Origin of the sequence: uncultured Amnibacterium sp., from assembly GCF_964245895.1 — a bacterium.
Taxonomy (GTDB): domain Bacteria; phylum Actinomycetota; class Actinomycetes; order Actinomycetales; family Microbacteriaceae; genus Amnibacterium.
Map to the genome: position 1 here is coordinate 1 of NZ_CAXTOQ010000066.1, position 18,082 is coordinate 18,082.

Below are 18,082 nucleotides of genomic sequence, written 5' to 3' on the forward strand. Positions count from 1 at the left end.
CTCGCCCGTCCGCGCCCCGATCGAGTGCACCAGCACCAGCGCGCCGCCGTACCCGGAGACGACCCCGCTGTTCGCGCGGAACTCCGCGATCACCCGGTCGTTGTAGGCGGTCATCGGAGGGGGAACCAGACGGAGGCCGCCGCGCGCCTGTCCTCGGTCAGGACCGTGTACGGCACCGGTTCGTGGCCCGCGGCGTGCACCAGCACGACCAGCCGGTCGCGGACGAGCCAGACGTCCTCCGGGCGGGACCGCGACGACACGCGCACCGCCTCCCGCCACTCGTGCTCGTCGAGCCCCGTGCCGGACCTGGCGTGCGACTCCGTCACGCCGGCGAGCACGAGGTTCGCGTGCAGCTCCTCCGCGGTCCGCCGCCGCTGCTCGGTGCTCAACGTCATCGTCGGCCTCCTCGGTCGCGCTCCGCACGATACGCCCGCGGCGGCCCGCGGCGGCCCGCGGCGATCAGGGGCCTCATGCTCGGTTCCGCGGTCAGCCAGCTGACCTCACGCGAGCCGATACCGGCGGTTCCTACTCGTGGGCGGCGCGGTCGCGACGATCTGGCCTCGTTCGACCATGCCCCTGAGTCGGTATCTCAACGTCGACAGTCCGATACCCGTCTCCCGAGCGAGTTCCTGGATGGACATCTCTGTGCCACCTCCGAGGAGCGCTAGCAGCGGATCGGCCCTCAGGCTCTCCACGCTGGGAACTTCGAGCGGCAGCTGCCCCGTCGCGCGCGGCCCCGCAAGGAATCGTCCGTTCCGCCCCTCGCTGAGCCAGCCATCGCGCGCGAGGGTCCGCATCAGGGTCAGGGCGTCAAAACTGTCCATGTCGAGCTGAGCTCGGACGGTCTGGTCGTCGATCTTCCGTCCGGTACTGACCAGAGCGAGAACTGCGCGCGACCGTTCGTCGAGCGCGCTCGCCCCGATACCCGCCAACCACTCGATCGTGCCAGGGTCCAGCAGGCCGTGACGGCTCAGTAGCGCCGAGAAGAAGGTCGGTCGAGCAGTCAAGGACGGGACCGGCAGACCACGCTGCTTCATCGAACCGACCATGAGCCGAAGACCGACTCCCGCGTTCTCGGAGACCATCTGGTCGGAGCGCCCAGTCGGGACGTCTTCCAGCAGACGAGTCAACGTCGCGTTCCGAGACCTCGAACCACCGTCGAACAGTTCCCGCTCTGTTCGACCGCCCCAGATCCCGCCTGGGCTCACGATCTCGAGACGATTCGAATAGAGCTCGACCCGAACCTGTTCCGATTCGGCGAACGACGAATAGTCGCGGTGCGCAAGCGCGTTCACGAGTGCTTCGCGAACCGCGTCGAGAGGGATCTCCGGGTGGTCCGCAGAGAGGGCGCCAGACGCGACGCGGCGAGTCGAGAGGTTTCGAGCGATACGGATCAACGCATCAGCGACCATCGTGGGAACGGGCCCCTCCAACGTCGCGCGGTCGAGCATCCGGGTCCCGTCTGCGAGCGCGTCTTTCGTAGGTCCGGGGAAGACCGAGAGGCTGATCATCAGCTGTGGAAAGAACTGCTGCGGATACCTCCCCAGCGCCAGCAGGCCGGCGAACGTGGCGTGGCCGTCCTCCCCCACAGCCTTGACCAGCCTGAGCAGCGCGTCGTCGGTTCCTGCCACGTCGCTGAGTCGCGGTCGCGTCGTCCGCACCCTTTGGATGTAACGATCAAGCAGCGCGGGGTCGAAGTCGTCCACGGACGAACCGGGAACACTCTCGACGTCGCGAAGCGGCTGAGTACGGTTGCTGCTCAACAGAAAGACCGCGTGTGAGCCCATCCGGTGGTCGCCGTCGAAGATCCGCTCGTAGCTTCCGAGTTCCATCCCCTGCGCGCTCACGAAGCAGGGCTTCGACTCAGGGGCGAGCTCGTCGATGTCGATCACGACGACGAAGGCTCCTTCGAACTCGGCGGTCTCGACCTTCGAGGGCGGAACGGGGTGAACCGGCCCCTGGACGTCCCTCGTGCCGCGCTGACGAAGCAGATCAGCGACCTGCGCTTCGACTCGGTTCGCGTCGAAGCCGTCCGCGGGCCGGAAGCCGTCGCCTTCCTTCAATCCGAGCAGAATCGTCCCGCCGGACGTGTTCGCGAACGCGCTTATCGTCTCCGGCAACGACTTCGGCACGCCGCCGACCGCCGCCGTAACTTCGACGGACGAGAAGTCGCGTCCCCGGGCCCGAAGAACGCGGACGAACTCGCTCACTCGTTCGTCGATCTCTCGCATCGCCACTTCTCACTTCACTCGACCGACACTCAACTTGAAGTCATTGTAGTGACAACGGGCAGTGACTGACTGAACTTTCAAGTGATGCCAACGCCCGCGGCGGCCCGCGGACCGCGGCGGCCGTAGGCTCGGGGAACGTGACGAGCGAGGCACCCGCGATCCACGTCGACTCCGTCGAGCGGGCCGCCGCCACCCCGGACCGCGAGCAGCCCTACGCGGCCCTCGGCCTGACCGACGACGAGTACGCCCGCATCCGCGAGATCCTCGGCCGCCGCCCCACCTCCGGCGAGCTCGCCATGTACTCGGTGATGTGGAGCGAGCACTGCTCCTACAAGTCGAGCAAGCCGTACCTGCGCCGCTTCGGCGAGAAGGTGACGCCGCGGATGCGCGAGCACCTCATGGTCGGCATGGGCCAGAACGCCGGCGTGGTCGACATCGGCCGCGGGTGGGCCGTCACCTTCAAGGTGGAGAGCCACAACCACCCCTCGTACATCGAGCCGTTCCAGGGCGCCGCGACGGGTGTCGGCGGCATCGTCCGCGACATCATCTCGATGGGCGCGCGACCCGTCGCGATCATGGACCAGCTGCGGTTCGGCGACATCGAGCAGGCCGACACCCTCCGCGTCGTGCACGGGGTCGTCGCGGGCATCGCGCACTACGGGAACTGCCTCGGACTGCCGAACATCGGCGGCGAGACCGTCTTCGACCGGGTGTACCAGGGCAACCCGCTCGTCAACGCCCTCGCCGTCGGGGTCCTGCGGCACGAGGACCTGCGCCTCGCGAACGCGACCGGTCCCGGCAACAAGGTCGTGCTCTTCGGCGCCCGCACCGGCGGGGACGGCATCGGCGGCGCCTCCATCCTCGCCTCCGACACCTTCGGCGCGGCGGGACCCACCAAGCGACCCGCCGTGCAGGTCGGCGACCCGTTCGCGGAGAAGGTGCTCATCGAGTGCTGCCTCGAGCTGTTCGCGGGGAACCTGGTGGAGGCGATCCAGGACCTGGGCGCGGCCGGCATCAGCTGCGCGACGAGCGAGCTGGCCGCGAACGGCGACGGCGGCATGCACGTCGACCTCGACGCCGTGCTGCTGCGCGACCCCACGCTCACGGCCGAGGAGATCCTCATGTCCGAGAGCCAGGAGCGGATGATGGCGATCGTCGCGCCCGAGAGGCTGGCCGGCTTCCTCGCGGTGACGGCGCGGTGGGACGTCGAGACGAGCGTGCTCGGCGAGGTGACCGACACCGGCCGGCTCGTGATCACCTGGCACGGCGAGACGATCGTCGACGTCGAACCCGGCACGGTCGCGGTCGACGGCCCCGTCTACGACCGGCCGGTCGCCCGCCCCGCCCGGCTCGACGCGCTGCAGGCCGACACCGCAGCCGTGCTGCCCCGCCCGACGTCCGGTGACGAGCTGCTGGCGCAGGCGCTCGCGGTGCTCGCCTCCCCCTCCCTCGCCTCCGCCGCGTGGATCACCGACCAGTACGACCGCTACGTGCTCGGTAACACCGCGCTCTCGTTCCCGGACGACGGCGGGATGATCCGCGTCGATGAGGAGACCGGGCTCGGCGTCGCGATCGCGACGGATGCCAACGGCCGCTGGTGCGCGCTCGACCCGAGGGCCGGCGCGCAGCTGGCGCTGTCGGAGGCGTACCGGAACGTCGCCGTGACCGGTGCGGTGCCGCTGGCGATCACCGACTGCCTGAACTTCGGTGCGCCCACGAATCCCGAGGTGATGTGGCAGCTGTCGGAGGCGGTCGACGGCCTGTCCGACGCCTGCCTGGCGCTCGAGGTGCCGGTGACCGGCGGCAACGTGTCGCTGTACAACCAGACCGGCTCGACGGCGATCCACCCCACGCCGGTGGTCGGCGTGCTCGGCGTGATCGACGACGTCGCGAAGCGGATCCCCTCCGGCTGGCAGGACGACGGCCTCAACCTGTACCTGCTCGGCACGACGGCGCTCGAGCTGGACGGGTCCGCCTGGGCGGGCGTCGTGCACGACCACCTCGGCGGCCGCCCGCCCGCCGTCCGGCTGGAGGCGGAGCGCGACCTCGCCGGTCTGCTCGCCGCGGGCAACGACGAGGGCCTGATCGCCGCTGCGCACGACCTGGGCGAGGGCGGCCTCGCGCAGACCCTCGCGGAGGGCGTGCTGCGGTTCGGGGTCGGCGCCCGCGTCTGGCTCGGCGACATCGAGGAGCGCGACCACGTCGACACGGCGACCGCGCTGTTCAGCGAGTCGACCGCGCGGGTGCTCGTCGCGGTGCCCCGGGAGGAGGACGTGAAGTTCGTCGGCCTGTGCGCCGGCCGCCGCGTGCCGGCCCTCCGGATCGGCGTGACCGACGCCGAGAGCGGGACGCTCGAGGTGCAGGACCGCTACACGGTCGGGATCGAGGACCTGCGGGCCGCGTACGAGGGCACGCTCCCGGCGCACCTCGGCCCCCGCGTGGGCGGCTGAACCCCTCCGCCTCCCTTCGCGGATCCGCACTTCCTTCGCAGATCCGCAGATCTGAGGCGACACGCCGGGCGGACGCGCACACGCGCGGCGCGTCGAGCAAGAACTGCGGATCCGCGAGACGTCCGCTGGGCGTCAGGCCCTCGCGGCGTCCTCCGCGATGTGCTCGTGGTGGTGGATGACCTCGGCGACGATGAACGCGAGGAACGCCTCCGCGAACGCGGGATCGAGGTGCGACTCCTCCGCGAGCGCGCGGAGGCGGGCGATCTGCTGCTGCTCCCGCGCGGGGTCGGCGGCGGGCAGCCCGACCGCCGCCTTCAGGTGCCCGACGCGCTGCGTGCACTTGAAGCGCTCGGCGAGCAGGTGCACGAGGGCGGCGTCGATGTTGTCGATGCTGTCGCGCAGCGACTGCAGCTCGCTCGCCTCGTCCTCGGTCATGTCCCGACCCTACGGCTCGGCCGTAGCGTGACCGGATGCGCTTCGCGAACGTCGGCACCCTCGAGACCGTGCCCGGACGCCGGGACGACCTGGTCGCCCTGCTCACCCGCCGCAGCGACCGGCTCGCCGAGATCGGCTGCCTGCTCTACGAGGTGGGCGTCGGCGAGGAGCACCCCGACACCGTCTTCGTGCTCGAGCTGTGGGAGTCCGCCGACGCGCACCGCGCCTCCCTCCGGCTGCCGGAGGTGCGGGCCGCGATCGAGGAGGCGCGCCCGTGGCTCACCGGCGAGTTCGGGGGGTTCCGCTTCGACGTGACGGGCTCGCCGCTCCGCGACTGAAGGTGTGCGTGGATCCGGGGAGTGCGCGAGCTCCCCGAATCCAGGAGAACCCTTCAACGGGTGTAGCGGCCCGCCTCGAGGTCGTCCCGCAGGGTCGGGCCGGTCGGCGTCCAGCCGAGGAGGCGGTGCGTGTCCGCGCTCTCCGCCCGCATGTCCAGCCCCCAGAAGCGGCTGATCCAGCCGAACGCGCGCTCCGCGTCCTCGGCGGCGACCGACCGCACCGGGACGCCGAGGCCGCGCCCGATCGCCTCCGCGATCGACCGCGTGCTCACGCCCCGCTCGGCCACGACGTGCAGCGCGGTGCCCGCCGGCGCGCCGTCGAGGCCGAGGGCGACGGCCCGCCCCGCATCGGAGCGGTGCACGGCCGCCCACTCGTTCGTCCCGTCCCCGATGTAGCCGGCGAACCCCCGCTCCCGCGCCGCCCGCGCGATCTCGGCGATGAACCCGTGGTCGCCCTCGCCGTGCACGGTCGGCGCGAATCGCAGGCTGACGGAGGCGACCTGCGGCACCGCGTCGAGCGCGAGGTTCTCGGTGCCGCCCCGTGGTGCCTGCGGCCCGCGCGCGTCGGTGCGGTCCGCCTCCGTCGACGGCCGGCCCTGCGCGAGTCCGGCGACGCCCGCGGCGAGCAGGAACGGCTTCCCCGACCCGGCGAGCGCGGCGGTGAACGTCTCCACCGCAGCCCGCTCCGCGCGCGCCGACTCCGCAGGGTTCGACCAGTCGTGCTTGTTCGCCAGGTGGATGACGGCGTCCGCCTCCAGCGCGCCGGCCCGAAGGCCGTCGAGGTCGTCGAGATCGGTGCGGCGCACGGTCGCACCCTGCCGCTCGAGCCGCGCGGCGGAGGCGTCGGACCGGGCGGCGCCGACGACCTCGTGACCGCGCGCCAGCAGCTCGTCGACGGCGGCGGAGCCGATCCAGCCGGACGCACCGGTGACGAACACGCGCATGAGGGTTCTCCTTCATCTGTAGTCAGGGACTGACATCACGGTACACCCTGATGTCAGGAACTGCCGTGAGTACCCTGGACCGCGTGGTCCGCTGGGAGCCGGGAGCACGCGAGCGGTTGCAGGGCGCCGCGATCGCGCTCTTCGTCGAGCGCGGCTACGAGCAGACGACGGTGCAGGACATCGCGGGCCGTGCAGGACTCACGGAGCGCACCTTCTTCCGGCACTTCGCCGACAAGCGCGAGGTGCTGTTCGTGGGGCAGGACGAGTACGCGGCCCACTTCCTCCGCGGGGTCGCGGAGGCCCCCGACGCGGCCCCCTTCGGCCTCGCCGTCGCGGCGATCACCGCCGCAGCGGACTTCTTCCCCGAGGAGCGCAGGCCCTGGTCCCGGCACCGCCAGACGGTCATCGACGCGAACGCGGCGCTGCAGGAGCGCGAGCTGCTGAAGCGGGCGTCGCTCGTCACGACCCTGACCGCGGCGCTGCGGGACCGGGGGGTCGCCGCGAGCGACGCCTCGCTCGCGGCCGAGACCGCGGTGGCCGCGTTCCACGTCGCCTTCCGCCGCTGGATCGCGGAGGGAGAGGACCGGTCGCTGCTCGAGATCGAGCAGGAGGTCCTCGGCCGGCTGGCGGCGATCGTGCCCGCGGCGGCGTCCTGACCCGGGCGGGACCTCGAGTACCCCCTGCCGGTATCCTCGATCGGGATGGAAGCCGCGCTGCTGCACGACCTCCCCCTCTTCGAGGTCGGCGGCGTCATCGCGATCGCCGTCATCGTCGCGGTCGCCGCGTTCTCCCGTCGCCTCGGCATCGCCGCGCCGATCCTCCTCGTCGTCGTCGGCGTCCTGCTGTCGTACGTCCCGGGCATCCCCGAATTCGAGGTACCCCCGGAGTTCGTGCTCGACGTGCTGCTGCCGCCGATCCTCTACGCGGCTGCGATCCGTCTCTCCTTCGTCGACTTCCGGCGGAACCTCGGCACGATCGTCAGCCTCTCGGTCGTCCTCGTCGTGGTGACGGCGTTCGGAACCGGATTCGCTCTGTTCGCGGTGCTGCCCGCCCTGAAGCTTCCCGCCGGCATCGCGCTCGGAGCGGTCCTGAGCCCGCCGGACGCCGTCGCCGCGACGTCGGTCGGTCGGCGTCTCGGGCTCCCCCCTCGGATCCTGGTCGTCCTCGAGGGCGAGGGCCTCGTCAACGACGCGACCGCGTTGGTCCTGTTCGGTTCAGCCCTCGCGATCGCCACGGGAACGCAGGAGTCCGGGCCCGTCGAGAGCTTCGTGTTCGCCGTCGTCATCGCCGTCGTGATCGGCCTGATCGTGGGCTTCGTCACGGTCAGGGTCCGGTCGAGACTCGACGATCCGGTCCTCGCGACCGCGATCTCCATCGCCGTTCCGTTCCTCGCCTTCGCACCGACGGCCCTCGTCGGCGCCTCCGGCGTCCTCGCGGTGGTCGTCGCCGGTCTCTACACGGGCTACGCCAACCCGGGATCGTTCTCCGTGGTGACCAGGACCAGCGACCGGATCAACTGGAGCACCATCCAGTTCCTGCTCGAGAACGCGGTCTTCCTGCTGATCGGCCTGCAGATCCGGTCGCTCGTGGAGGAGGTGGTCGACCCGCCGCCGAACACCGAGTCGCTCTCCCTCGAGGCCACGATCGCGATCGGCCTGCTCACGACCGCGCTCCTGATCCTCGTCCGCTTCCTGTGGGTGGGTCCGCTCGTCCTGCTGCTGCGTTTCCGTGAGCACCGCGCGGAGGCGCGGACGCTCGAGGCGCTGCTGTTCCTGCAGCAGCGCCTCCGCGTGCCCAGCCGTGGACCGCTGCGTCGGCAGATCACCCTTCTTCGCCGACGGTACGCGCGCCGACGCGCGGACTTGGAGCAGCTGCGCAGCCAGACGATGGACTGGCGCAGCGGCGTCGTACTCGGATGGAGCGGGATGCGCGGGGTGGTCACTCTGGCGGCAGCGCAGTCGATCCCTGACACGATCCCGTATCGCCCGCAGCTGATCCTGATCGCGTTCACCGTCGCGGTCGTCAGCCTCCTGCTGCAGGGCGCGACGCTGCCCGTGCTCATCCGGACCCTCCGGATCAGCGGCGGAGACGAGGTCGCCGACCAGCGGCAGCTGGCCTCCCTGCTGGACGAGCTGAGCTACCACGGCCTCTCGGTGCTGGACGACCCCGGCACCGTGGTCGAAGGCGCGGCCGACGTCGATCCCGAGGTCATCGAGCGGGTGCGGCAGGCGTCCTACCTCCGAGCGGAGGCGGCGTGGGAGCGCGGCCACAGCGCCGACCTGCCGCTCGAGGCGACGCCGCACCTGCTGTTCCGCCGCCTCCGGCTCGCCGTCGTGGAGGCGGAGCGGGAGCACCTGCTCGAGCTGCGCCGGCAGGGCACCTACCCGCCCCGCATCGAGGACCGCGCGCAGGCGCTGCTCGACCTGGAGGAGACGCGCCTCCGCCCGTCCGCCGCCGACCACTGACCGAGCTCAGCCGAGCAGGTCCCGCCGGACGATGACGCCGTCGCGCGCGGGGCCGACCCCGATCACCGAGATCGGGGCGCGGCTCATCTCCTCCAGCGCGAGCACGTAGTCCTGCGCCGCCTTCGGCAGCTCGTCGAACGACCGGGCGCCGGTGATGTCCTCGCTCCAGCCCGGCAGCTGCTCGTAGATCGGGGTCGCGTGGTGGAAGTCCGACTGGCTGACCGGCACCTCGTCCACGCGGCGGCCGTCGACGTCGTAGGCGACGCACACCGGGATCGTCTCGAGCCCGGTGAGCACGTCGAGCTTCGTCAGCACGAAGTCGGTCACGCCGTTGATGCGCTGGGCGTAGCGCGCGATGGGGGCGTCGTACCAGCCGGTCCGGCGCGGGCGCCCGGTGGTGGTGCCGAACTCGAAGCCCTTCGAGCGCAGGAACTCCCCCGACGAGTCGAACAGCTCCGTCGGGAACGGGCCGGCGCCGACCCGCGTCGTGTACGCCTTCGCCACGGCGATCACGCGCTCGAAGCGGTTCGGCGCGACCCCCGAGCCGGTCGCCGCGCCGCCGCTCGTGGCGTTGGAGGAGGTGACGAACGGGTAGGTGCCGTGGTCGACGTCGAGCATCGTCGCCTGTCCGCCCTCGAACAGCACCGTCCTGCCGGCGTCGAGCGCGGTGCTCAGCTCCAGCGCCGTGTCGGCGACCATCGGCCGCAGCCGCTCGACGTGCTGCAGCAGGTCGGCGACGACCTCGTCCACACCGATCGCGCGACGGTTGTAGATCTTCAGCAGCAGGTGGTTCTTCAGCTCGAGCGCGCCCTCGACCTTCTGCCGCAGGATCCCCTCGTCGAACAGGTCCTGGATGCGGATGCCGACGCGGTTGATCTTGTCCGCGTAGGTGGGCCCGATCCCCCGGCCGGTGGTACCGATCTGCCGCTTGCCGAGGAACCGCTCGGTCACCTTGTCGATGGTGCGGTGGTACTGGGTGATCACGTGCGCGTTCGCGGAGACGCGGAGGCGAGACACGTCCACGCCGCGGGCCGTCAGCGCCTCCAGCTCGTGGAACAGCACCTCGAGGTCGACGACGGTGCCGTTCGCGATGACCGGCACGACGCCGTCGCTGAGGATGCCGGACGGCAGCAGGTGCAGGGCGAACTTCTTGTCGCCGATCACGACCGTGTGGCCGGCGTTGTTGCCGCCGTTGAACTTCACGACGTAGTCGACGCGGCCGGCGAGCAGGTCGGTCGCCTTGCCCTTGCCTTCGTCGCCCCACTGGGCGCCGATCAGGACGATCGCGGGCATAGGAGGATCCTTCCTCTTGGGATTCGAACCTACCGGACGGGCCCCGCCCTCGTTCAAGTTGCACAGTTATGTGCAACTTAGGAGTACAGTGGCCGCATGACCGCCGCCACCCGGACGCGCGCGCCGCGCAGCGACGCCGCCAAGAACCGCGCCGCGCTGCTCGATGCCGCGCGCGCCGTGCTGAACCGCGATCCCGAGGCGTCGATCGACGTCGTCGCGGCCGAGGCGGGGCTCAGCCGCCGGTCGGTCTACGGCCACTTCGCGTCGCGGGAGGCGCTGATCGCCGAGCTCGCGCAGCTGGGCGCCGCCCGGGTCGCCGCGGCGGTCGACGCCCTGCACGACCCCGACCCCGTGCTCGACATCGCACTGGTCGGCCGGCTCGTGTGGGACGACGTCGCCGACGTCCGGGCCATGACCCGCTCCGTCGTGCGGGGCCCGCTGCGCGAGCAGGTGCTGTCGAGCGGGCTCGGCCCGATCCACGCGCGGATCGTCGCCGACGTCGAGCTCGCCGCTCGCGCCGGCACCGCGCGCACCGACCTGGACGTGGAGACGGTCGCGCACCTCGTCGAGGGCGCCGCGTTCGCGGTGCTGGACGAGAGCATCCGGCGGCCGATGTCGCGGGAGGAGGGCCGTCGCCTCGTCGTGCTCGCCGGCCTCGGCGCCCTGGGGCTCGGTTGGCGCGAAGCGCAGGCCGTGCTCGAGCAGCACGCCGCGCGCCTCCTCGACGAGGCGGCCGACCGATGAGCCTGCTCGAGATCACCGGCGCGGCCGTCGGCGACGAGCGCACCCCCTCCCTGGCGCCCTTCAGCGCCGCCCTCCCCCTCGACCGGCCGGCGTTCGTCGCGGCGGAGGGGGACCGCGGGCCGATGCTCGCCTCCCTGATCGCCGCCGGGCGGCTCGTGCCGGACCGCGGTCAGGTGCTGCTCGACGGGCGGACCGACGAGGCGGCGCTGCGCCGGGCGGTCGCGCTCGTCGACACCCCCGTCGTGGCCGAGCCCGCCCCCTCCCTCCCCGTGCGCTCGGTCGTGCGGGAGGAGCTGCGGTTCGCGTCGCGGCCGAGCGGGCGCCGGGACGCGGAGGCGCTGCTCACCCGGGTCGGGCTGGAGCGATGGGGCCGCGCCCCGCTGCTCGACCTGCCCCCGACCGAGCGGCTGCGGCTGCTGCTGGAGCTCGCCGCGCTGCGGGAGGGCGTGCGCGCCCTGGTGCTCACCTCCCCCGAGCGGCACGGCGGCCACGCCTCCGGCTGGCGGCGGCTCGCCGCCGAGTTCGCCGAGCGCGGCCTGCCCGTGCTCGTCATCGGCGGCGCCGCCGTGACCGAGTCCTCCCCCACCACCCAGACGACCGGGACCCTCCGATGACGATCCTCACCCTGCTGCGCACCGAGCTGCGCCGCCTCACCTCCACCCGCCTCGGGGTGCTCGCGTTCGTGGCGCTGATGGCCGTCCCGCTGCTGTACGGCGGCATGTACCTGTGGGGGAACCTCGACCCCTACGGCCGCTTCTCGAGCGTGCCCGCGGGCATCGTGGTCGCGGATGCGGGCGACTCGACCGGAGGCACCGCGGTGAACCGCGGGCGGGACGCCGCCGACGCCCTCGTCGACGACGGCTCCTTCGACTGGCACGAGCTGACGGCCGCGGAGGCGAAGCGGCAGCTGGCGGACGGCGGGGTCGACTTCGTCGTCACGTTCCCCGCGACGTTCTCCGCCGACCTCGCCTCCGCCGGCACCACCGACCCCACGAAGGCGCGGATCGACCTGGCCACGAACGACGCGAACAGCTACCTGTCGTCGACGATCGCGAAGTCGGTCACGGCGGAGGTCCGCGACCGCGTCGCCGAGCAGGTCGGCACCACCGCGGCGAAGCGGTTCCTGGTCTCGCTGTCGACGATCCGCGGCGACCTGTCGGACGCCGCCGACGGCGCCTCCTCCCTCGCCGACGGCGCCGGGACGGCCGCGGACGGCGCGAAGCGGCTCGCCTCCGGCACGGCCTCGCTGTCGACCGGCGCGGCGTCGGCGGCCTCGGGCGCCGCGAGCGCCGCGTCCGGCGCCTCGTCCCTTGCGTCGGGGCTCGACACCCTCGCCTCGCGGAGCGCGGGGCTGCCGTCCGGCGCCTCCTCCGTCGCGGACGGGGCGAAGCGGGTCGCGAGCGGGAACGCCGAGCTCGCCGACGCGCTGCGGACCGCCTCCCGATCGACCGCGGCGGGCACCGCGCTCGCGCGTCGGCTGGCAGCCGACGGTCTCAGCGAGGCGCAGATCCAGCAGGCGCTGGCCGTGCTGCAGCCGGGTCAGCAGGCGCTCGCCCGGGCCGCATCGTCGGCGGACACCCTGGCCACCGGTGCGTCGAAGGTCGCAGGCGGGGCCGCGGAGGTCGCTACCGGAGCCACGCAGGTCGCCGCCTCCACGAAGCGCGCAGCGAGCGGGGCGGACACCCTGGCGGCCGGCACCCGGTCCCTCGCCTCCGGCACCGCACGGCTCGCCTCCGGCGCCGAGTCCGCCGCCTCCGGCAGCAGCAGCCTGGCCGCCGGGACGGCGAAGCTGCGGACGGGAGCCGACTCGTTGCGGAGCGGGCTGTCGAAGGGGCTCGCTCGGATCCCCGCGACCACCGCGCAGCAGCGCACCGCGCAGGCGTCGGCGCTCGGCGACCCGGTCGCGGTCCGCACCAGCGACACGGCGAGCGCAGGCACGTACGGCGCGGGGCTGGCGCCGCTGTTCCTCAGCCTGTCGGCGTGGATCGGGTCGTACGCGCTGTTCCTGATCCTGCGGCCGCTGTCCCGCCGCGCCATCACGGCGGTGCGGCAGCCGATCCGCATCGCGCTGGCCGGCTGGCTGACGCCCGCGCTGCTCGGGGCCGCGCAGATGCTGGCGCTGTTCCTCATCGCGGTCGGCCCGCTCGGCATCGCCGTGGTGCACCCGGTCGCCACGATGGGGGTGCTGCTGCTCACCGCGGCGACGTTCGCCGCGATCCTGCTGCTGCTGAACGCGGCGCTCGGCAGCGTCGGGCAGTTCCTCGGGCTGATCCTGATGCTCGTGCAGCTCGTGACCGCCGGCGGCACGTTCCCGTGGCAGACGCTGCCGGGGCCGCTGGCGGCGATCCACCACGCGCTGCCGATGGCGTACGCCGTCGATGCGCTGCGGCAGGTCATGTACGGCGGCGACCTCGCCCTCGCCTGGGGCGACGCCGGCGTGCTCGCGATCTGGCTCGTCGTCGCGCTGGCGCTCACCGCCGCGGTCGCCGCGCGGATGACCCGCCACCGCACGCTCCGGGACCTGCAGCCGAGCCTCCTCGGCGGCTGACCGCCTTCCCTCTCGTTCTGCAGGTCTGCTGGACCTACAGAACGAAAGGGGCGGCTGACCTTCGTCCGGCGTCTTGAAGGCGATCGGGCGCGCCAGATCGCCTTCGAGATGCAGATCAGGAGGCGTCGAGCGCCTCCACGAGGCTGCCCTGCAGCCAGGTGAGCCAGGCGTAGACCAGGCCCTGCGGCGTGCTCGCCTTCTGCACGTGCACGATGCCGACGCGCTCGGCCAGCGCGATCCGCAGGTCGCCGAGCGCCTTCAGCCACACGACCGCGGCGTCCTCGTCCAGGCGCACGACCCCGTTCGGCGCCGCCTCCAGGTCGGCGACCAGCCGCCTCGCTCCCGCCGACTTGCCCGCCGCGAGCCGCTCCCGCGTCGCCGCGGCGAACTCCGCCGACGCGTCGAGGTCGCCCGGCGCGGCCTCGGGCAGCAGGCGCCGCAGCACCGGGTCGTCGAACCCGGCCGGATCGTCGACCGCCGCCATCGTGTCCGCCAGCCCCGTCGCCAGGTTGCCGATCATCTTGCGTTCGGCCCCCGTGAACCGGCGCACGAAGGCGCCGTCCTCGATCCGGAACTCCCCGAGGATCCTCATCACTCGACCTTCTGCATCGTCGCCTGCAGACCGTACCCGTGCATGGCCTCCACGTGCCGCTCGATCTCCTCGCGCGTGCCGGAGGCGACGGCCGCCTTCCCCTCCGTGTGCACCTGCAGCATCAGGCGCTCCGCCTTCTCGCGCGGGAAGCCGAAGTAGCTGGTGAACACCCAGGTGACGTAGGTCATCAGGTTGACCGGGTCGTCCCAGACGAGCAGCGTCCAGGGCTTGCCGAGCAGGAGGCGCTCGTCCCGCCGCAGGTCCTCGAGCACGTCGGTCACCGCACCAGCGTGCCACCTGCCGCGACCGGAGGAGGTGGGCGGCGTACTGCCGCAGGAGTACGAGCGCGCCCGCCGACCGAACTACGGTCGGACGGTGATGCCCGACCGCGCTGCGCCGAGGGGACGCCCTCGCGTCGTCGCGGCGCTGGTCGTCTCGGCGCTGCTGATCGCGGTCGTGGCGGTGGCGCAGGCGCGGAACGACACCCTGGCGCTCGACGCCGGGCCGTGGCGCGGCGTCACGTACGGCCTGCTCGGCTGGTCCTCCGCGCTCACCGTCGCGCTGCTGGGGCGGCGGGCGCCCGGCCCGACGGTCGCGGTCGCCGGCGCGCTGTCGATCACCGCGGACGTGCTGCAGCCGATCCCGCCCTTCGCGCTGCTCCCCTTCGGCATCGCGGTCGCGCTGGCCGTCGCCCGGGGCGCGGGGATCTGGGCGGTCTCGGCCGTCGGCGGCGCCTACGCGGTCGCGCTCGCCACGGTGTTCCTGAGCGACGACCCCCTGACCGCCACGCGCGGCTTCGGGTCGATGGTCGTGCTCGTCGTCGCGCTCGGCGCGGGCGCCTTCCTCCGCGCACGGCGCCTGCGGTACCGGGACGAGGTCCGGCGGCAGGAGGAGCAGCAGCGGACCGCGATCGAGGAGGAGCGCCTCCGCATCGCCCGCGAGCTGCACGACGTGCTCGCGCACTCGCTCTCGTCCATCACCGTGCAGGCCGGCGTCGGGCTGCACCTGGCCGGCGACCGGCCCGAGGCGGCGACGGAGGCGCTCGAGACGATCCGGCACGCGAGCCGGGAGGCGCTCGACGAGGTGCGCGGCGTGCTCGGCGTGCTGCGCGGCGACGACCCCGCCCCGCTGACGCCCGGCCCGGAGCTCGACGCGCTCCTTCCGCTGGTCGAGGACACCCGGCGCACCGGCGCGAGGGTGCTGCTCGACGACCGGCTGCAGCCGCGCCCGAGCCGCCCCGTGCAGCTGGCGGTGTACCGCGTGGTGCAGGAGGCGCTGACGAACGCCCGCCGGCACGCGCCCGGCGCCGCGGTCGTGATCGAGCTCGCCCGCGAGCCGGGGGTCGTCGTCGCCACCGTGCGCGACCGCAGCCCGGGAGCGCGGGTCGCGGCGCCCGTGGAGGGCAACGGGATCACCGGCATGCGCGAGCGGGCCGCGGCGCTCGGCGGCTCCCTCCGCCTCGTCCCGCACGACGACGGCCTCGAGGTCGAGCTGCGGGTGCCGTCCCGCACCGCGGAGGAGGCCGAGTGATCCAGGTGCTGCTCGCGGACGACCAGGCGCTGATCCGCGCCGGGTTCGCCGCCCTCGTCGCCGCGGAGGCGGACATGACGGTCGTCGGCCAGGCGGCGACCGGGCGGGAGGCGGTCGCGCTCGCCCGGCGGACGCACCCCGACGTGGTGCTGATGGACATCCGGATGCCCGACGGCGACGGGCTGTGGGCGACGCGGGAGATCGTCGGCACCCCCGGGCTGGAGCGCTGCCACGTCGTCGTCGTGACGACGTTCGAGCTGGACGAGTACGTCGCGGACGCCGTGCGCGCGGGGGCGAGCGGGTTCCTCGTGAAGGACACCGAGCCGGCCGAGCTGCTGCGCGCGATCCGGGTCGCGGCAGCGGGCGACGCGCTGCTCAGCCCCGGGCCCACCCGCCGGCTGCTGGAGCGGGTGGCGGCGGGGCTGCGCCGCGCGGAGGCGCCGGAGCGGCTCGCGGTGCTGACCGACCGGGAGCGCGAGGTGCTCGTGCTCGTCGCGGCGGGGCTCACGAACGAGGAGATCGCCGGGCGGCTGTTCCTCAGCCCGCTGACCGCGAAGACCCACGTGTCGCGCGTGCTGGGCAAGCTCGGCGCCCGTGACCGGGTGCAGCTGGTGGTCCTCGCCTACGAGACCGGGCTGGTCGCGCCCGGCTGGCAGCCCTGACCCGTACTCCTCCCGCAGCAGGGGCGATGCCTCCCGCCGGCCGATTCGCCGGGGGCCGGATCCGCGGAGTCTGGGTGGACGGTCCGATCGGACCCGTCCACCCCTGCATCGGAGGCATCGTGCTCACCGCCGTCGCCGCCGCGCCCTGGGCCTACGGCCCGGGGATCGGCTTCCCCTTCTTCCTGCTGTTCCCCCTGTTCTGGCTCGTCGTGATCGTGGTCCTCGCGATCCTGTTCCGCCGCGCCGCCCGGCGCCGCTGGGAGGCGTACGGCGGCCCGGCGGCCGGCCCGCACCGCTCGCCCGAGGCGACGCTCTCCGAGCGGTTCGCCAACGGGGAGATCGACGAGGTCGAGTACCGGTCCCGGCTCGAGGTGCTGCGGTCCAACCGCCCGGTCAGGCGCTGACACGCGGTCCGTTTTGAAGGAACTCCTCGGCCCCGGGGGCAGGAGTTCCTTCGAAACGGAATCAGATCGGAGCGGCCCAGCGGCGCACCCACTCGTGCATCACGATCGCGGCGGCCGCGGAGGCGTTGATCGAGCGGGTCGAGCCGAACTGCCGGATCTCGACCACCGCATCGGCCGCGGCGAGCGCCTCCGCGGACAGCCCCGGCCCCTCCTGGCCGAACAGCAGCACGCAGCGCCACGGCAGCGGGAACGCGTCGACCGGCACGGAGCCGGGCACGTTGTCGACGGCGATCACCGGCAGGTCCCGCACCCGCGCCCAGACGATCAGACCGGCGACGTCGTCGTGGTGCACCACGTGCTGGTACCGGTCGGTCACCATCGCGCCGCGCCGGTTCCACCGCCGCCGGCCCACGATATGCACGGTCGCCGCCGCGAACGCGTTCGCGGTCCGCACGATCGAGCCGATGTTGAGGTCGTGCTGCCAGTTCTCGATCGCGACGGAGAACGGGTGCCTCCGAGCGTCGAGGTCCGCGACGATCGCCTCCATCCGCCAGTACCTGTAGCGATCGACGACGTTGCGGGCGTCGCCGTGCTCGAGCAGCTCGGGGTCGTACCGCTCGTCCGCCGGCCGCTCCCCGTCCCACGGCCCGACGCCGATCGGCGCGCGGTGGACGGGCGGCGCGGATCCGCGGGGCGTCGGCTCGTGGTCCGGCGGTGGCGGCGCGACGACGTAGCCGGAGGCGAGGTCGCCGTACACGACGAGCGCTCCGGGCCTGGCCGTCCACAGCCAGGCGAGGTGCGCGCAGAACACCGCGTCGATCTCGTCCTCGAGCACGTCCAGCTGGACCAGCCGCTCCGCCTTGGCGAACCGGTCGCGGATCGACGACCAGGCTGCGCTGCGGTCCAGCCGCAGCACGTCGATCGACTCGATCAGCCCGAGCAGCCGATCGAAGCCGGCGCGCCGGTCGGTGAACGACCCCTTCTTGTACGGCACGACGCGGCCGAGCCGGAACAGCCCGACCATGCCGGGGTGGGGATACACCTCGATGCAGACCGGGGCATGCGTCGTGCCGGGGTGGTCGGGATCCACGGACCAGCCGTGCCGCTGCGCGAGCCGGAGGCCGCGCGGCGGGTCCATCCACGGCCGGGAGCGGTTCGTGGGGTGCGCGCCCGCGTCGAACCGGGCGTACGCCTGGCCGAGCAGGCGCTCCCCCTCCCGCCGCCCGGTCGCGTTCGGCACGATCAGGGGCGCGTCGACCGCGATGACGGCGGCGGGACCCCGCTCCGCGATCCAGGCGTCGATCTCCGCGTCGGTGCGCACGCTCGCGGAGGCCACCAGCGCGCCGTCGCCGTCGACAACCGCGAGCCCGGTGCGGCCGTTCGCGCCCCAGGCGAGGTCGATCCCGATGTGCACCGGGCAACGCTACGGGCGGGGGTCGGCACACT

18 protein-coding genes and 1 pseudogene are annotated in these 18,082 nt (G+C 73.1%); 10 read left to right on the forward strand and 9 right to left on the reverse strand.

Annotation, left to right across the window (positions count from 1 at the left end):
- Positions 1-110: 110 nt before the first annotated feature.
- Positions 111-395 carry a DUF2316 family protein gene (locus ACFE60_RS10525; RefSeq protein ID WP_375388810.1) on the reverse strand — a complete coding sequence of 95 codons (285 nt, stop codon included), beginning with the start codon at positions 393-395 and terminating at the stop codon, positions 111-113.
- Between the two features lie 105 nt (positions 396-500).
- Positions 501-2,231 carry an ATP-binding protein gene (locus ACFE60_RS10530; RefSeq protein ID WP_375388811.1) on the reverse strand — a complete coding sequence of 577 codons (1,731 nt, stop codon included), beginning with the start codon at positions 2,229-2,231 and terminating at the stop codon, positions 501-503.
- A gap of 137 nt (positions 2,232-2,368) precedes the next feature.
- On the opposite strand from ACFE60_RS10530, the gene purL reads away from it, so the two are divergent.
- The gene (purL, locus tag ACFE60_RS10535; protein ID WP_375388812.1) at positions 2,369-4,681 is read left to right on the forward strand and encodes a phosphoribosylformylglycinamidine synthase subunit PurL; all 2,313 of its coding nucleotides are present in this window, start codon (positions 2,369-2,371) and stop codon (positions 4,679-4,681) included.
- Positions 4,682-4,813: 132 nt separating this feature from the next.
- Here the strand turns inward: purL and ACFE60_RS10540 are convergent, their stop codons facing one another.
- Entirely contained in the window at positions 4,814-5,116 is a 303-nt protein-coding gene (locus ACFE60_RS10540; protein ID WP_375388813.1) for a chorismate mutase, read from the reverse strand.
- A gap of 35 nt (positions 5,117-5,151) precedes the next feature.
- On the opposite strand from ACFE60_RS10540, the gene ACFE60_RS10545 reads away from it, so the two are divergent.
- A complete protein-coding gene (locus tag ACFE60_RS10545; protein ID WP_375388814.1) occupies positions 5,152-5,454 on the forward strand; it encodes a putative quinol monooxygenase in 303 nt (100 codons plus the stop codon).
- Positions 5,455-5,507: 53 nt separating this feature from the next.
- Here the strand turns inward: ACFE60_RS10545 and ACFE60_RS10550 are convergent, their stop codons facing one another.
- Positions 5,508-6,398, reverse strand: a complete 891-nt coding sequence (locus tag ACFE60_RS10550; protein WP_375388815.1) for an NAD-dependent epimerase/dehydratase family protein — start codon at positions 6,396-6,398, stop codon at positions 5,508-5,510.
- 65 nt (positions 6,399-6,463) lie between these two features.
- Between ACFE60_RS10550 and ACFE60_RS10555 the strand changes: the two genes are divergently transcribed.
- Positions 6,464-7,054, forward strand: coding sequence for a TetR/AcrR family transcriptional regulator (locus ACFE60_RS10555; protein WP_375388816.1), 591 nt, complete (start codon positions 6,464-6,466; stop codon positions 7,052-7,054).
- A gap of 45 nt (positions 7,055-7,099) precedes the next feature.
- The gene (locus ACFE60_RS10560; protein WP_375388817.1) at positions 7,100-8,863 is read left to right on the forward strand and encodes a cation:proton antiporter; all 1,764 of its coding nucleotides are present in this window, start codon (positions 7,100-7,102) and stop codon (positions 8,861-8,863) included.
- 6 nt (positions 8,864-8,869) lie between these two features.
- Here the strand turns inward: ACFE60_RS10560 and ACFE60_RS10565 are convergent, their stop codons facing one another.
- Complete coding sequence (locus tag ACFE60_RS10565) at positions 8,870-10,156, reverse strand: adenylosuccinate synthase (RefSeq protein ID WP_375388818.1); 1,287 nt, start codon at positions 10,154-10,156, stop codon at positions 8,870-8,872.
- Positions 10,157-10,252: 96 nt separating this feature from the next.
- Here ACFE60_RS10565 and ACFE60_RS10570 point away from each other — a divergent pair, with 96 nt between their 5' ends.
- From ACFE60_RS10570 to ACFE60_RS10580, 3 genes are read left to right on the forward strand one after another with little or no spacing between them, the layout of a single operon-like run.
- Positions 10,253-10,900: a TetR/AcrR family transcriptional regulator gene (locus ACFE60_RS10570; RefSeq protein ID WP_375388819.1), complete on the forward strand. Its 648-nt coding sequence runs from the start codon at positions 10,253-10,255 to the stop codon at positions 10,898-10,900.
- On the forward strand, positions 10,897-11,514 hold the full coding sequence (locus ACFE60_RS10575; protein WP_375388820.1) for a hypothetical protein: 618 nt from the start codon (positions 10,897-10,899) through the stop codon (positions 11,512-11,514). The genes ACFE60_RS10570 and ACFE60_RS10575 overlap by 4 nt, the downstream gene beginning before the upstream one ends.
- Positions 11,511-13,448 (forward strand): YhgE/Pip family protein, encoded by a 1,938-nt coding sequence (locus tag ACFE60_RS10580; protein ID WP_375388821.1) that lies wholly within the window; start codon positions 11,511-11,513, stop codon positions 13,446-13,448. Before ACFE60_RS10575 ends, ACFE60_RS10580 begins: the two co-directional genes overlap by 4 nt.
- A 115-nt stretch (positions 13,449-13,563) precedes the next feature.
- Here ACFE60_RS10580 and ACFE60_RS10585 read toward each other — a convergent pair whose 3' ends face one another.
- Both ACFE60_RS10585 and clpS read right to left on the reverse strand, forming a co-directional pair.
- Positions 13,564-14,040 carry a DUF2017 family protein gene (locus ACFE60_RS10585; protein WP_375388822.1) on the reverse strand — a complete coding sequence of 159 codons (477 nt, stop codon included), beginning with the start codon at positions 14,038-14,040 and terminating at the stop codon, positions 13,564-13,566.
- Positions 14,040-14,312, reverse strand: a complete 273-nt coding sequence (gene clpS / locus ACFE60_RS10590) for an ATP-dependent Clp protease adapter ClpS (protein ID WP_375388826.1) — start codon at positions 14,310-14,312, stop codon at positions 14,040-14,042. Before clpS ends, ACFE60_RS10585 begins: the two co-directional genes overlap by 1 nt.
- Positions 14,313-14,418: 106 nt before the next feature.
- On the opposite strand from clpS, the gene ACFE60_RS10595 reads away from it, so the two are divergent.
- From ACFE60_RS10595 to ACFE60_RS10605, 3 genes are all read left to right on the forward strand, one after another.
- Complete coding sequence (locus ACFE60_RS10595) at positions 14,419-15,570, forward strand: sensor histidine kinase (protein ID WP_375388823.1); 1,152 nt, start codon at positions 14,419-14,421, stop codon at positions 15,568-15,570.
- Positions 15,567-16,232: a response regulator gene (locus ACFE60_RS10600; protein WP_375388824.1), complete on the forward strand. Its 666-nt coding sequence runs from the start codon at positions 15,567-15,569 to the stop codon at positions 16,230-16,232. Before ACFE60_RS10595 ends, ACFE60_RS10600 begins: the two co-directional genes overlap by 4 nt.
- A gap of 74 nt (positions 16,233-16,306) precedes the next feature.
- Positions 16,307-16,636, forward strand: a complete 330-nt coding sequence (locus tag ACFE60_RS10605; RefSeq protein ID WP_375388825.1) for an SHOCT domain-containing protein — start codon at positions 16,307-16,309, stop codon at positions 16,634-16,636.
- 61 nt (positions 16,637-16,697) lie between these two features.
- Here ACFE60_RS10605 and ACFE60_RS10610 read toward each other — a convergent pair whose 3' ends face one another.
- Together ACFE60_RS10610 and ACFE60_RS10615 are read right to left on the reverse strand one after the other, a co-directional pair.
- Complete coding sequence (locus ACFE60_RS10610; RefSeq protein WP_375388827.1) at positions 16,698-17,294, reverse strand: TrmH family RNA methyltransferase; 597 nt, start codon at positions 17,292-17,294, stop codon at positions 16,698-16,700.
- Positions 17,295-17,396: 102 nt separating this feature from the next.
- Positions 17,397-18,050: pseudogene (locus ACFE60_RS10615) on the reverse strand (DUF429 domain-containing protein); the annotation flags it as partial.
- Between the last annotated feature and the right edge of the window lie 32 nt (positions 18,051-18,082).

Excerpts from the sequence above, each read along its gene's own strand:
- ACFE60_RS10525 (WP_375388810.1), bottom strand. The coding sequence starts at position 395 with ATGACGTTGAGCACCGAGCAGCGGCGGCGGACCGCGGAGGAGCTGCAC.
- ACFE60_RS10530 (WP_375388811.1), bottom strand. The coding sequence starts at position 2,231 with ATGCGAGAGATCGACGAACGAGTGAGCGAGTTCGTCCGCGTTCTTCGG.
- ACFE60_RS10540 (WP_375388813.1), bottom strand. The coding sequence starts at position 5,116 with ATGACCGAGGACGAGGCGAGCGAGCTGCAGTCGCTGCGCGACAGCATC.
- ACFE60_RS10545 (WP_375388814.1), top strand. The coding sequence starts at position 5,152 with ATGCGCTTCGCGAACGTCGGCACCCTCGAGACCGTGCCCGGACGCCGG.
- ACFE60_RS10550 (WP_375388815.1), bottom strand. The coding sequence starts at position 6,398 with ATGCGCGTGTTCGTCACCGGTGCGTCCGGCTGGATCGGCTCCGCCGCC.
- ACFE60_RS10560 (WP_375388817.1), top strand. The coding sequence starts at position 7,100 with ATGGAAGCCGCGCTGCTGCACGACCTCCCCCTCTTCGAGGTCGGCGGC.
- ACFE60_RS10565 (WP_375388818.1), bottom strand. The coding sequence starts at position 10,156 with ATGCCCGCGATCGTCCTGATCGGCGCCCAGTGGGGCGACGAAGGCAAG.
- ACFE60_RS10570 (WP_375388819.1), top strand. The coding sequence starts at position 10,253 with ATGACCGCCGCCACCCGGACGCGCGCGCCGCGCAGCGACGCCGCCAAG.
- ACFE60_RS10575 (WP_375388820.1), top strand. The coding sequence starts at position 10,897 with ATGAGCCTGCTCGAGATCACCGGCGCGGCCGTCGGCGACGAGCGCACC.
- ACFE60_RS10580 (WP_375388821.1), top strand. The coding sequence starts at position 11,511 with ATGACGATCCTCACCCTGCTGCGCACCGAGCTGCGCCGCCTCACCTCC.
- ACFE60_RS10585 (WP_375388822.1), bottom strand. The coding sequence starts at position 14,040 with ATGAGGATCCTCGGGGAGTTCCGGATCGAGGACGGCGCCTTCGTGCGC.
- ACFE60_RS10595 (WP_375388823.1), top strand. The coding sequence starts at position 14,419 with ATGCCCGACCGCGCTGCGCCGAGGGGACGCCCTCGCGTCGTCGCGGCG.